16 protein-coding genes are annotated in these 12907 nt (G+C 67.1%); 9 read left to right on the forward strand and 7 right to left on the reverse strand.

The window, feature by feature from the left end; all coding sequences use genetic code 11:
* Positions 1–33: 33 nt before the first annotated feature.
* The 3 genes from LWH48_RS15300 to LWH48_RS15310 all read left to right on the forward strand — a co-directional run bounded on the left by LWH48_RS15300 (position 34) and on the right by LWH48_RS15310 (position 2717).
* Positions 34–1914 carry a beta-ketoacyl synthase gene (locus tag LWH48_RS15300; protein ID WP_232913233.1) on the forward strand — a complete coding sequence of 627 codons (1881 nt, stop codon included), beginning with the start codon at positions 34–36 and terminating at the stop codon, positions 1912–1914.
* 5 nt (positions 1915–1919) lie between these two features.
* Entirely contained in the window at positions 1920–2399 is a 480-nt protein-coding gene (gene coaD / locus LWH48_RS15305) for a pantetheine-phosphate adenylyltransferase (RefSeq protein ID WP_232913222.1), read from the forward strand.
* A 69-nt stretch (positions 2400–2468) separates the two neighbouring features.
* Positions 2469–2717 carry a YfhL family 4Fe-4S dicluster ferredoxin gene (locus LWH48_RS15310; protein ID WP_089679530.1) on the forward strand — a complete coding sequence of 83 codons (249 nt, stop codon included), beginning with the start codon at positions 2469–2471 and terminating at the stop codon, positions 2715–2717.
* Positions 2718–2831: 114 nt separating this feature from the next.
* Here LWH48_RS15310 and LWH48_RS15315 read toward each other — a convergent pair whose 3' ends face one another.
* Positions 2832–3155 carry a hypothetical protein gene (locus tag LWH48_RS15315; protein ID WP_232913223.1) on the reverse strand — a complete coding sequence of 108 codons (324 nt, stop codon included), beginning with the start codon at positions 3153–3155 and terminating at the stop codon, positions 2832–2834.
* Positions 3156–3361: 206 nt separating this feature from the next.
* On the opposite strand from LWH48_RS15315, the gene LWH48_RS15320 reads away from it, so the two are divergent.
* The 4 genes from LWH48_RS15320 to LWH48_RS15335 all read left to right on the forward strand — a co-directional run bounded on the left by LWH48_RS15320 (position 3362) and on the right by LWH48_RS15335 (position 7439).
* On the forward strand, positions 3362–3976 hold the full coding sequence (locus LWH48_RS15320) for an outer membrane beta-barrel protein (RefSeq protein ID WP_232913224.1): 615 nt from the start codon (positions 3362–3364) through the stop codon (positions 3974–3976).
* Positions 3977–4084: 108 nt separating this feature from the next.
* Positions 4085–5455, forward strand: coding sequence for an MATE family efflux transporter (locus LWH48_RS15325; protein ID WP_232913225.1), 1371 nt, complete (start codon positions 4085–4087; stop codon positions 5453–5455).
* 71 nt (positions 5456–5526) lie between these two features.
* Positions 5527–6837: a short-chain fatty acid transporter gene (locus LWH48_RS15330; RefSeq protein ID WP_161429974.1), complete on the forward strand. Its 1311-nt coding sequence runs from the start codon at positions 5527–5529 to the stop codon at positions 6835–6837.
* Positions 6838–6923: 86 nt separating this feature from the next.
* Positions 6924–7439 (forward strand): acyl-CoA thioesterase, encoded by a 516-nt coding sequence (locus LWH48_RS15335; protein WP_232913226.1) that lies wholly within the window; start codon positions 6924–6926, stop codon positions 7437–7439.
* Here the strand turns inward: LWH48_RS15335 and LWH48_RS15340 are convergent.
* The 3 genes from LWH48_RS15340 to LWH48_RS15350 all read right to left on the reverse strand — a co-directional run bounded on the left by LWH48_RS15340 (position 7436) and on the right by LWH48_RS15350 (position 8809).
* Complete coding sequence (locus tag LWH48_RS15340) at positions 7436–7756, reverse strand: I78 family peptidase inhibitor (RefSeq protein ID WP_232913227.1); 321 nt, start codon at positions 7754–7756, stop codon at positions 7436–7438. The genes LWH48_RS15335 and LWH48_RS15340 overlap by 4 nt on opposite strands.
* 105 nt (positions 7757–7861) lie before the next feature.
* Positions 7862–7993, reverse strand: coding sequence for an entericidin A/B family lipoprotein (locus LWH48_RS15345; protein WP_031217497.1), 132 nt, complete (start codon positions 7991–7993; stop codon positions 7862–7864).
* Positions 7994–8062: 69 nt separating this feature from the next.
* Positions 8063–8809, reverse strand: coding sequence for a sulfite exporter TauE/SafE family protein (locus LWH48_RS15350; protein ID WP_161429970.1), 747 nt, complete (start codon positions 8807–8809; stop codon positions 8063–8065).
* A 140-nt stretch (positions 8810–8949) separates the two neighbouring features.
* On the opposite strand from LWH48_RS15350, the gene LWH48_RS15355 reads away from it, so the two are divergent.
* The gene (locus LWH48_RS15355; protein ID WP_161429969.1) at positions 8950–9393 is read left to right on the forward strand and encodes an HIT domain-containing protein; all 444 of its coding nucleotides are present in this window, start codon (positions 8950–8952) and stop codon (positions 9391–9393) included.
* A 36-nt stretch (positions 9394–9429) separates the two neighbouring features.
* Here LWH48_RS15355 and LWH48_RS15360 read toward each other — a convergent pair whose 3' ends face one another.
* Complete coding sequence (locus LWH48_RS15360) at positions 9430–9789, reverse strand: hypothetical protein (protein WP_232913228.1); 360 nt, start codon at positions 9787–9789, stop codon at positions 9430–9432.
* Positions 9786–10325, reverse strand: coding sequence for a hypothetical protein (locus tag LWH48_RS15365; RefSeq protein ID WP_232913229.1), 540 nt, complete (start codon positions 10323–10325; stop codon positions 9786–9788). The genes LWH48_RS15360 and LWH48_RS15365 overlap by 4 nt, the downstream gene beginning before the upstream one ends.
* Before the next feature lie 278 nt (positions 10326–10603).
* Here LWH48_RS15365 and LWH48_RS15370 point away from each other — a divergent pair, with 278 nt between their 5' ends.
* Entirely contained in the window at positions 10604–11077 is a 474-nt protein-coding gene (locus LWH48_RS15370; RefSeq protein WP_232913230.1) for a Dps family protein, read from the forward strand.
* A gap of 74 nt (positions 11078–11151) precedes the next feature.
* On the opposite strand, the gene LWH48_RS15375 is transcribed toward LWH48_RS15370, so the two are convergent.
* On the reverse strand, positions 11152–12621 hold the full coding sequence (locus LWH48_RS15375) for an aminoacyl-histidine dipeptidase (protein WP_232913231.1): 1470 nt from the start codon (positions 12619–12621) through the stop codon (positions 11152–11154).
* Positions 12622–12907: the final 286 nt, after the last annotated feature.

Consider the following 12907-nt stretch of genomic DNA (forward strand, 5'->3'; position numbering starts at 1 on the left):
TCCGGCTTGTCACACTTACCGGTGATCGTCGGCATGGGCGGCGTGAACCCTGCCGGCAGAACCTCGGGCCACCAGGCGTTTCGCCGTACCGTGCTCGACGCCCTGCCCGCGGAGGAACAGGCCCGCACCCTGCTCGGCCTGGCCGCCATGATGCGCCTGGCCAGCGGCCAGGAGGACGGCAGCTGGCAGGACGCCGAAGGGCACACCCTGGACCCCGGCGCCATTGTCGAGCAGACCCGCCAGCAGGTCCTCGACCATACCCTGATCCGCCGCATCGAGGACCCGCGCTTCAACGACGAGGGCCTGCCTGCCAATCGTCGAGCCAGCCTGGCGTTGGACGCGCCACTCACCTTCCGCATCCGGCGTCGCCAGCTGCCCCAGGACCTGCCGGCCACCTGGCAGGTGCGCGAACTCGACCGCAAGCTGCTCGAGGTGACGGTGCCCGCCGGGGAGATGGACGTGATGCTCCCCGAGCACCGCCCCGCCCAGGTGCGTGCTGCCGGCCAGCTGCCCAGCGGCTTCGAGCCCAGCCAGCTCTACCGCAGCGTACACCATCCGCGCGGGCTCTCCATGGCCATCTTCGCCGCCAGCGACTGCCTGGGCGACAGCGGCCTCGACTGGGACACCCTGCGCGACCGGCTCGATCCCGACGAGGTCGCCGTCTACGCCGGCAACTCCATCGGCCAGCTCGACGACGAGGGTTGGGGCGGCCTGCTCAAGAGCTTCGTCTCCGGCAAGCGTGCCACCTCCAAGCAGATGCCGCTGGGCTACGGCCAGATGCCCGCCGACTTCCTCAACGCCTATGTGCTGGGCAGCGTGGGGGGCACCGGTGCGGCCATGGGCGCCTGCGCCAGCTTCCTCTACAACCTGCGCTTGGGGGTCGACGACCTCCGCGCCGGACGCCGCCGGGTGGTGATGGTGGGCACCGCCGATGCCCCGGTCACCGCGGAGATCATCGAAGGCTTCCGCACCATGGGGGCCCTGGCCGACGACGATAGCCTGCGCGCCCTGGATGCACTGGAGCTGTTGACCGACGCCGACTACCAGCGCGCCTGCCGCCCCTTCGCCCGCAACTGCGGCTTCACCATCGCCGAGTCCAGCCAGTTCGTGATGCTGATGGATGATGCACTGGCCCTGGAGGTGGGTGCCGAGATCCTCGGCAGCGTGCCGGACGTCTTCGTCAATGCTGATGGGTGGAAACGCTCGATCTCCGCGCCGGGCATCGGCAATTACATCACCCTGGGCAAGGCCGCCTCCTTGGTGCGAGAGATGCTCGGTGAACAGGCCCTGCGCGAGCGCACCTTCGTCCAAGCCCACGGCACCAGCACGCCCAAGAACCGGGTGACCGAATCCCATGTCTTCGACCTGGTGGCGCGGGCCTATGGCATCGAGGCATGGCCGGTGGTTGCGGTGAAGGCCTTCGTCGGTCACTCCCAGGGCAGCGCCGCCGGCGACCAGCTGACCAACGCCCTGGGCAGCTTCGCCCACGGCCTGCTGCCCGGCATCCCCACCCTGGACGCCGTGGCAGACGACGTTCATGCCGAGCGGCTGCGGCTCTCACGCGAGGCCATGCGCTTCTCCGCGGACGCCGCCTTCATCAACGCCAAGGGCTTCGGCGGCAACAACGCCACCGGCGTATTGCTCTCCCCGGCCGTGACCGAGCGCCTGTTGGTGCAGCGCCACGGCGAGGCCGCCGTTGCCGCCTGGCAGGTACGCCGCGAGGCGACCCGCGAGGCCGCCATCGCCTACCGACGACAGGCCGACCAGGGGCGCTTCGCGCCGCGCTACCGCTTCGGCGAGGGCGTGCTGGAGGGACCGGAGCTCACGCTCAGCGACACCGAGATCCAGATCCCCGGCTATGCCCGCCCGGTCTCCCTGGCAGTGGACAACCCCTTCGGACGACTCGAGGAGTGACGGCGATGAACACCGCGATATACCCCGGCACCTTCGACCCCATCACCAACGGCCACTTCGACCTGATCGAGCGCGCCTCTCGACTCTTCGACAAGGTGGTGGTGGCCATCGCCACGAGCCCCGGCAAGGGCCCGGCGCTGGATATCGATACGCGGATCGCCCTGGCACGGGAGGTCACCGCCGGACTCGACAACATCGAGGTGGTCGGCTTCTCGGGGCTGATGACCGAATTCATGCAGCAGCAAGGCGCGCGCGTGCTGCTGCGGGGCCTGCGTGCGGTCTCCGACTTCGAGTACGAGCTGCAGCTTGCCAACATGAATCGTGCCCAGATGCCGGAACTCGAGACCGTATTCCTGACCCCGGCAGTGGAGAACTCCTATATCTCCTCCACCCTGGTGCGCGAGATCGCCAAGTTGGGCGGCGACGTATCGCAACATGTCCACCCCAGGGTCGCCGCGGCGCTGAAGAGTCTTTACAATACCTGACTACAAGGCTCGGGATTGCACCGAGCAGATCCCGACGACCGCGGCCAGCGACTTCCGTGAGGTACCCCCATGGCCCTGATGATCACCGACGAGTGCATCAACTGCGATGTCTGCGAACCCGAGTGCCCCAACGGCGCCATCTCGCCCGGCGAGGAGATCTACGTCATCGATCCGGAGCTGTGCACCGAGTGCGTCGGCCACTACGACGAACCGCAGTGCCAGCAGGTGTGCCCGGTAGACTGCATTCCCCTCGACCCCGAGCGCGAGGAGAGCCGTGAGGAACTGATGGCCAAGTATGAGCGCATCACCGCCGCCTGACGGTCTCCCGCGCAGACACACGATCACCGATACAACGACGCCCCGCTCCTGAGAGCGGGGCGTCGGCGCTTCTATATATCGCTGCGACGGTGACAACACCTTGAGCCTGGCGGCTTAGAGCTCGTCGGCGCGCCTGCTTACCGTGCAGCCCAGGCAGCGGCGGAAGGCCGCCTCGGCCGGGGTCTTGATCAGCGTCTCGGCGGCGGTATCCACGCCGCCACCCAGGGCGGTGAAGGGCAGCGTGACCAGGAACACCGCCGTGCCACCCACGGTGGCCGCCGCCAGCAGCGGCCGCGCGATCACCGCGTCGGCGATCATCGCCCCGCCACTCGGCTGGGCCTCCGCACGCTGCTCCTGGGCCACCGCCGGGGTGGTGCCCAGCAGCGTCACCATCGCCAGCGCGAAGAAAATCAAGGTCCGCTTGCCCATCGCTTTCATTCCCCTGCTCCCTGCAGTCTCTGCTGCCGTTGTCTTCCTGCCAGTACCAGCCAACCGATCTATCGGGTATGGCACTAACCATTGTTAGCTTCTAGAATGCCCGAGGTTACATCCTTTCACAGGATCTTACATCAGGGTAGACGGCTTTCGCCGCTTGCCCAACCCGCAGGCGCTGCCTGCACCACCACCATGCAATGGAGCGCATGATGAAACGTCTGATCGCCACCGCCGCCCTGGCCACCCTCGTCGCCAGCCCCGCCTTCGCCCAGAGCTATCAGTACAACCCCAACGAGGGGCCGTATGTGGGTGCTGGGCTGGGGTACACCAAGATGGATAACGACACTCTCGACCTACTTGATTCTGCTGGTGCTAATACAGATGACAGCGACACTGGCTACAAGCTGTTCGTTGGTTACCAGTTCAATCCGAATTTTGCTGTCGAGGCCAGTTATCTCGATTTTGGAGATTTTGAGGCCAATGGAGTCCTCAATGGCGACCCCGCTGATGCCAAATTAAGTGCTGAAGGTTTTGGTTTTGCCCTGGTAGGTAAACTGCCCATTCAGAATGGCTTTAGTGTCTACGGTAAACTCGGCATGGTTGCCTGGGATGGTGACATCAGTGCCAACTTAACCGACGCGAATAATCAGCGCTGGAATCTCTCTGGAAGCGAAGACGGCACCGATCCATTCTACGGTATCGGCGCCGAGTATGAGGTAGAGCGCATCCTGATGCGCGCCGAGTTCGAGCGCTACGATATCAGCGAGAGCGGCGAAGACTTCGAGATCGATATGATCTCCGCCAGCATCGGCTACCGCTTCTAAGCGATAAACGAGCCTAGCTGCCACAACCGCCCCGCCCCAGCGCGGGGCGGTTGCGTTATATGTCGCCGCCGGCCATGCTGCGCGGCTGGCAACCCTCGGGAGCCCATCGTGAGCCGCTCGGAACCTTCGTCACCGACGTCCGCGCGCCGGCGCATCCTGACGCTGGCCTGGCCGATCATCCTCTCCAATATCACTGTGCCGCTGCTGGGGCTGGTGGATACTGCCGTGGTCGGCCACCTGCCGGACTCACGCTACCTGGCCGCGGTGACCCTGGGTGCCACCCTGTTCAGCTTCCTCTACTGGGGCTTCGGCTTCCTGCGCATGGGCACCACCGGGCTCACCTCCCAGGCGGTGGGCCGCGAGAACGACAGCGACGTGCGCAACCTGCTGGGCCAGTCGCTGCTGCTGGCAGCGGGCATCGGCGCCGCGCTGATCCTGCTCTCGCGGCCGCTGATCACGCTGGGGCTGTGGCTGCTCGATGGCAGCGAGGTGGCCACGGCACTGGCCGCCGAGTATGCCGAGATCCGCATCCTCTCGGCGCCGGCAGTGCTCGCCAACTACGCCATCCTCGGCTGGTTCCTGGGCCAGCAGAACTCGCGGGTGACCCTGGCGATCCTGGTGCTGACCAACGGCGTCAATATCGTGCTCGACCTGGTGTTCGTGGTGGGCCTGGGCATGACCAGCGACGGCGTGGCCTGGGCCACGGTGATCGCCGACTACACCGCACTCGCCTTCGGCCTGTGGCTGGTCTCGCGCCAACTCAGGTGGCTCTCGGGGCGCTTCCTGCGTAGCCGGCTGCTGGCGCTTGCCGCCTACGGCGAGCTCTTCTCGGTCAACGCCAATCTCTTCGTGCGCACACTGGGGCTGCTGTTTGCCATGGCCTTCTTCACTTCCCGGGGCGCGGCCCAGGGCGACACCGTGCTCGCCGCCAACGCCGTGCTGCTGCAGTTCATCATGCTCACCAGCTACGCCCTGGACGGCTTCGCCCATGCCGCCGAGGCCCTTACCGGACGCTCGGTGGGGGCCAGGCGCTGGAAGGAGTTCGCCCAGGCGGTGCGCGGCGCGGCCTGGTTCTCGCTGGCCACTGCCGGCCTCGCCTCGCTGGCCTTCGCCCTGGGCGGCGAGGCGCTGATCGCCCTGCTCACCGGCCTGCCGGAGGTACGGGAAACCGCCGCCAGCTACCTGCCGTGGATGGTCGCCATGCCGCTGCTCGCGGTGTGGAGCTACCTGCTGGACGGCGTCTTCATCGGCGCCACGGCGATCCGCGAGATGCGCAACAGCATCTTCGCCGGCCTGGCCGTCTACCTGCCGGCCTGGTGGCTGGGCCAGGCGCTGATGCCGGAGGCCCTCACCAACCATGGCCTGTGGCTGGCCTTCACGCTGTTTACCCTGGTGCGCTCGGCGACGCTGATCGCCTACTACCGCCAACGCCGGCGCAGCGACTGGTGTGAGAGGCCTGGACCGTTGGCAGCGAAATAACGCAAGATACTGACGCTGCGCTACTTTCTGTGCTGGACCACCAAGAACACTCACAACAGTAAGGGAACGCTATGCTCAAGGCCCTCTCGAGACCGGCGGTGAAGCTGGTCGAACGCTATCTGCCCGACCCCTATATCTTCGTGCTGCTGCTGACCATCATCGCCGCGGTGGCCGCCATCGCCGTGGAGCGCCAGACACCGCTGGCGGTGATGCGCATGTGGGGCGACGGCTTCTGGAACCTGCTGACCTTCTCGATGCAGATGCTGCTGGTGCTGGTCACCGGCTTCATGCTGGCCAGCTCCCCGCCCGTCAAGAAGCTGCTGCAGCGCCTGGCCGCCCTGGCCAAGGGCCCCGGCGGCGCCATCCTGCTGGTCACCTATGTATCGCTGGCGGCCAGCTGGATCAACTGGGGCTTCGGCCTGGTGGTGGGTGCGCTGTTCGCCAAGGAGCTCGCTCGCCTGGTGCGCGTCGACTACCGCCTGCTGGTGGCCAGCGCCTACTCCGGCTTCGTGGTGTGGCACGGCGGCCTGGCCGGTTCGGTACCGCTGACCATCGCCACCGAGGGTCACTTCAGTGTCGACCAGATCGGCGTGATCGGCACCGGCTCCACCGTCTTCGCCTTCTTCAACCTGGCCATCGTGGTGATGCTGTTCATCGCCGTACCGCTGGTCAACCGCATGATGCTCCCCGACGAGAACGAGAGCGTCTTCATCGATCCCAAGCTGCTGGGTGAGGACGAGGAGGAGCGCGTGCGCATCACCCGCCCCGCCGAACGCATGGAGAACAGCGTGGTGCTGGCCTGGCTGGTAGGTATCCCCGGCCTGATCTACCTGATCGACCACTTCTTCCTGCGCGGCGGAGGCCTCAACCTCAACATCGTCAACTTCCTGTTCCTGTTCCTGGCCATCGTGCTGCACCGCACCCCGCGCAGCCTGCTGACCAGCCTGCAGGAGGCGATCAAGGGCGGCGCCGGCATCGTCATCCAGTTCCCCTTCTACGCCGGGATCATGGCGATCATGGTGCAGTCCGGCCTGGCGGCGACCCTCTCCGAGGGGCTGGTCTCCTTCGCCACCGAGACCACCCTGCCCTTCTGGACCTTCATCAGCGCCGGCATCGTCAACCTCTTCGTGCCCTCCGGGGGCGGACAGTGGGCGGTGCAGGCGCCGGTGATGCTGCCCGCCGCCGAGGCCCTGGGGGTGGAGATCCCGCGGGTGGCCATGGCCGTGGCCTGGGGTGATGCCTGGACCAACCTGCTGCAGCCCTTCTGGGCGCTGCCGGTGCTGGGTATCGCCGGCCTCAAGGCCAAGGACATCATGGGCTTCTGCCTGATCCAGCTGGTCATCACCGGGGTACTGATCTCCATCGGCCTGACCTGGTTCTGACGTTCGCTCCCTCCCCACGCAAAACGCCTTGTCCCCAGGTAGGGGGCAAGGCGTTATGCTGTGGATAACACACAAGGAGACCACTCATGGACGCCCACCCCCTGCCCGGCCAGCATGAGCTATCGATGACCGTGCTGATGACCCCCGACATGGCCAACTTCAGCGGCAAGGTACACGGCGGCGCTATCCTCAAGAAGCTCGACGAGGTGGCCTACGCCTGCGCCAGCCGCTACGCCGGCCACTACGTGGTCACCCTCTCGGTGGACCAGGTGCTGTTCAAGCAGCCGATCCACGTCGGCGAGCTGGTCACCTTCCTGGCCTGCGTCAACCACGTCGGCCGCTCCTCCATGGAGATCGGCGTCAAGGTGGTGGCCGAGGACATCCAGAACAAGCTGATCCGTCACACCAACAGCTGTTACCTGACCATGGTGGCGGTGGACTCCGACGGCAAGCCGGCCCCCGTGCCTCCGCTCAGGCTGGAGACGAAACTGCAGAAGCTGCGCTTCGAGAAGGCCGCCCTGCGCAAGAAACTGCGCAAGCAGGCCGAGGAGGAGGAGCGCCGCACCCAGGACGAGCACGGCGCCAGGGAAGGGAGCGACTAGCCACAGTCCAGGGAGGCGATGGTGTCCGTCTCGTCGAGGTGGACGTTGAGGCGATCGGGCCGATGGTCGAGGGTCACCGCCTCGCCGGGGCGAATCACCCGCATGGCGGCCGCCCCGCTCTCGTCGCGGATCGCTTCGCCGAGCGCCTCGCTGTAGGCGCGGCCGACACGGTCCTGGACGCGCTCCGCGCCGCACTCGCCGCTGGCCTCCACCCGGGGCGGCGGTGGGGCCGGATCAGGGCTCGGTGCCGCATTCATGCTGCTGCAGCCGGCCAGCAGCAGGCCAACCACAAGCGGCGAGAGTCTCGTCATGAACATCTGGGTTTCCTTGCCTGGGTTTCTATCCTGGGTTTCTATCTCAGAAGCGATAAAAAACGCCGAAGCGACAGACGCTCCGGCGGTACGCCCCCCTGGGGGTGGGAATCAGTCGCTGGCGTCCTGGATCGCCTCGCCGCCCCGTTCGATATCCTGGCCGGCACCGCGGATAGTATTGCAGCCGGAGAGCAGCGACACGGCGAACAGCGCCGCCATCAGCATCAACAGTGATCGTTTCATGGGGCTCTATCTCCTTGCGGATTCGGGGTGTTGCAAAGGTTAATTTAGCAGCTAACGGCACGCCATGCCCTACCCGATCAGCAAGCGCAGAATGATCGCCACGATCACCGCCACGGTGAGCCACTTGACCACGAAGGCCCCGCGGGGACTGACATTGACCTTCACCGCCAGCCAGGCCCCGGTCATGCTTCCCGCCGCCAACAGCAGGCCGTAACCCCAACGCACCTGGTCATTGACCAGAAAGAGCACCAGCGCCGGCAGGGTATAGACCAGCACGATCAGCACCTTGAAGACATTAACCTGGGCCAGGTCGATCTTGAGCATCCGGTAGAGCACCACGATGAACAGGATGCCCACCCCCACCTGGATGAAGCCGCCGTAGAGCCCGATGCCGAACATCGCCAGGTAGATCGCCGGAGTCAGCCGCTCGGGCGTCAGCGGACGGGTGTCCAGGCGCGGCTGGGGCAGCAGCATGAGCAGTGCCGACCCCGCCATCACCACGATCAGGATCGCCTCGAACAGGGCATCGCCGGTGCGCAGGGCCAGCCAGGCCCCGACCAGCGAGCCAACCACTGCCGGCACCGAGAGGCGTAGCGAGAGGCCCACATGGCGCGCCCCGGCACGGAAGAAGTTGTAGACCGCCGAGACGCTCTGCAGCGCGATGGAGACGCGGTTGGTGCCGTTGGCCTCCTGGGGTGGCAGGCCCAGGAACATCAGCAGCGGCAGGGTGAGCATGGAGCCGCCAGCGGAGAGCACATTGATGAAGCCGGCCAGGGTGCCGATCAGCAGCAGGGCCAGCGCCTCGATCAGGGTCATGGGAGCGTCCTTTCGGGGTCGGGCTGCACAGCTTAGCCGCCCGGGCAGCCCGGGAAAACTCCCGGCGGTTCTGTGTCAGCGGTTCTGTGGCATGATACCAGTCAGGCGATACCGCTCGTTGATTACCCGGGAGAGCCCTGATGGACCACTTCGAGCCAGACCCCCGCCTGGTGGAAGACAGCTATCCGGTCACCGAGCTGCCGCTGTGCCAGCTGCGGCTGATGAACGATACCCGCTTTCCCTGGCTGCTGCTGATCCCGCGCAAGCGGGGTATCAGCGAGGTCTTCGAACTGGACGAGGCGGAGCAGCAGCAACTGTGGCGGGAGGCGGGGCGGATCGGCCAGGCCTTCAAGACGCTGATGGAGGCCGACAAGCTCAATGTCGCGAGCCTCGGCAACGTGGTGGCACAGCTGCATGTGCACCTGGTGCTGCGCCGGGAGGGTGACGACGCCTGGCCGGGACCGGTGTGGGGCCAGGGCGAGGCCACTCCCTACGACCTCGACGGCCTTGCCGCCATGCGTGACCGAGTATTGGCCATGATCGAGGGGCTCGACCTGCGCCCCGAGGCGGCAAAGGCCAGCTGAGGGCCACCGGCCGATACCGGGCCTGCCGAGCGGCGGTCAGTCACTGGCGGCAAGCCTGGCGGCGATCTCCGCCGTCAGCCGCTCCAGGGTGCTCGGTGGCAGGACACGCCCGCCGCGGGTGGCGGTCAGCGCAAGCTGGCTGCCCTCTCCCCGGGCCTCGACACGGACCAGTACTCGATAGCCAGGCCAGCGCGAGAACACCGCCTCCAGCCGACCCAGAGAGGCGTCGGCGTGGCGCACCACATAGCCGCCTGCCATCAACGCCTCGGCGGCGGCCTCCAGGGCCGCATCCGGCGGCGCGGCGAGCATCAACTCGGTGGGCGACGCCGCGGGCCGCGGGGTGGCGCACCCGGCGAGCAGCAGGGCCACCAGCAGCATGATCGGCAGACGACTCATGGCGCACTCCCGGCCCGCATGGCGCGGTGCAGGTCACTGCAGAAGGCCGCGGTGCTGGCACTGCGTGTCTCCACCAGCTCGCCGCGCCAGTCGATGATCTGCAGGTCGCGACTGACCCGCACCTCACTTCCGCTCACCAGCAGCGAGACCCGCTCCAGCTGGGTGGCGTCGCGGGTCAGGCTGCCCACCCCGCCGAAGCCGATCATCACCCCGCCGCCGATGCCGCCACTGCCCCCGCCGAGGCCGATGCCGCCGAACACCCCGTGACGCCCCCCGGAAGCGTAGCGATCACCGTAGCCGGGCAGGATACGGGTACGCTCGGCGCTCACCAGTGCCGGGGCAGTGGCGGTATGGCGGATCAGGAAGCCGTCATCCTCCAGGGCGACCACCGCGCGACGCAGGATCTCGCCGGGAGGCTCGGCCACAGCCGGCCAGCGGCAGGCCGCCGCGGGTGGTGGCTCCGCTATCGGCAGGGTCGCGGGAACGGTCTGGCAGCCGGCCAGCGCCAGCATGAAGAGCAACGGCCAGGGACGCATGGTCTCTCTCCCGAGGTTGGACAGCTCCAGTGTAGGCCAGGGCAATCGCAGTTACCGACAGGGTGATGGCGAAAGGCGCCGGGAACAGCCTTGAGCGGTACTGCCATCTGCGATTGCCCCGCACTGTAGGCGCGGCGGGGTGACGCAGGTCACTTGAAATCGGCATCGCCCGCCATGATGTCATGCAACACGGCTATCATGGCCATGGTCAGGATTCGCTGGCCGCTATCTGGCGGCACGCTGATCATGGATACCCAAGCGACCAAGGAGGCATTCGCATGAGCGACACCAACCGTATCGGCCTGCACGAGGCCAGCGCCAGCCAGCTGGCCGAGAAACTCAACGAGCTGCTGGCCAACTACCAGATCTTCTACATGAACGTGCGCGGCTACCATTGGAACGTGAAGGGCCCGCAGTTCTTCCAGCTCCACGAGAAGTTCGAGGAGCTCTATACCGACCTGCTGACCAAGGTCGACGAAGTCGCCGAGCGCATCCTCACCCTGGGCCACCAGCCGGTGCACGCCTACAGCGACTACGTCGAGATTTCGCGCATCAAGGAGGCCAAGAACGTCTCGGACGGCAAGACCTGCGTCGAGGGCGTGCTGGCAGGCTATCAGGTGCTGATCGAGCTGCAGCGCGAGATCCTCTCCCTGGCCTCGGATGCCGACGACGAGGGCACCGCCGCCCAGGCCGGCGACTATATCCGCGAGCAGGAGAAGACCGTATGGATGCTGGCCAGCTACCTGGCCTGATCCGGAAGCAGGGTTTCTCTCACGACAACGCCGGGCCCCAGGCCCGGCGTTGTCGTGTCTGGCTGGCGCGGCGCTCAGGCCGCGGGGCGAGCCAGGTCTTCGACCAGGGCACGCAGCAGCGTCCAGAACTCCTCAACCGAGGCGACCTCGACACGCTCGTCCGGCGAGTGGGCGCCGCGGATCAGCGGGCCGAAGGAGATCATCTCCAGCTCGGGATACTTGCCGCCCAGGATGCCGCACTCCAGCCCGGCATGGATCACCTTGACCGCCGGGTCGCTGCCCAGCCGTTCGCGGTGCACCCGCTGGAAGCGCGTAAGCAGCTCGCTGCCCGGCTGCGGTGTCCAGCCTGGGTAGCCGTTCTCGATGCGCACCCGGGCGCCGATCAGCTCGAATAGCGCACGCAGGCGGTCGGCCAGGTCCCGGGTGGCACTGTCGCGCAGCGAGCGTACCAGGGCGCCGAGCTGGAAGCGTCCTTTCTCGAGGCTGACCACCCCGAGGTTATTGGAGGTCTCGACCACGCCGGGCACCTCCTGGCTCATGCGCTCGACGCCGCAGGGTGCGGCGTGCAGGGCGGCCAGCAGCAGGTGGGTCGCCTGGGGATTGAGCGGCTCGTCGGCGGGCCTCTCGGTCGCCTCGAGGGTCAGCGAAAGCCCATCGTCGACCCCGGCCAGCTCGGCGCGCAGGGTGGCCTCGAGGGCTGCCATCTCGGCCGTGGCAGCCTCGCGCTCCTCCTCGGGCAGCGCCAGCACGGCGAAGGCCTCCCGTGGCAGGGCGTTGCGCAGGGTGCCGCCCTGGTAGCTCACCAGGCGGGCATCGAAGCGCTCCAGGGCGCGCAACGCGCGGACCAGCAGCCGGTTGGCGTTGCCCAGCCCCTTGTGGATATCGATTCCCGAGTGGCCGCCGCGCAGGCCGGTGAGCGACAGCCGCAGCGCCACCTCGTCGTCGGCCATCGCCGCGGTCGGCAGCTGCGCCTCCACCACCACATCGGTGCCGCCGGCACAGCCGATGAACACCTCGCCACGATCCTCGGAGTCGAGGTTGAGCAGGTAGTGCCCGGTAAGCCAGCCTTCGGCGAGGTTGAGCGCCCCGCCCATGCCGGACTCCTCCTCCAGGGTGAAGAGCGCCTCCAGCGGGCCATGCTCGAGGTCATCGGCCTCGAGGATCGCCAGGGCGGCGGCCACACCGAGGCCGTTGTCGGCGCCCAGGGTGGTGCCGCTGGCGCGCAGCCAGCCATCGTCGCCAAGGCGGGTCTGGATGGGGTCGCGGGTGAAGTCGTGGGGGTGGTCGCTGTTGGCCTGGGGAACCATGTCCAGGTGGCCCTGGAAGATCACCCCCGGGGCGGCCTCGCGGCCAGGAGTCGCGGGCTTGCGGATCAGCAGGTTGCCGAAGGCATCGCGCTCGTGGGCGAGGCCCCGGGCGTCGGCCCAGGCCTCTAGACGCTCCGCCAGGGCGGCCTCGTGGCCGGAGGGGCGCGGGGTCTCGCACAGGGTGCGGAAGTGACGCCACAGCGGCTGCGGCGCGAGCCGATCGAGATGTTCGTTCATGGTGATCCCTTGCTGAGTAACCGATCTACCTTACTCAGCCCGCTCCGGCAGGGGAAGCGGTGGCCGACTCCAGTCAGGGTTATCGCAGATGAAAGCACCGCTCAAAGCTATCCCGGCGACAGGCCCCGGAACGCCGGACCGTCGAGTGGGCGCTGTGAACCCTCCCTGGGCGTATATGGAGTCCTCCCCGTTTGCAAGCACGAGGCACGATGGTCGGTAGGTACGACTGCACACGTATATCCGGTCTCGTTAATGATGCTCTGATGAGCATCGGACCTTGATGGGC

Source organism: Halomonas sp. G15 (assembly GCF_021282295.1).
GTDB lineage: Bacteria > Pseudomonadota > Gammaproteobacteria > Pseudomonadales > Halomonadaceae > Halomonas > Halomonas alimentaria.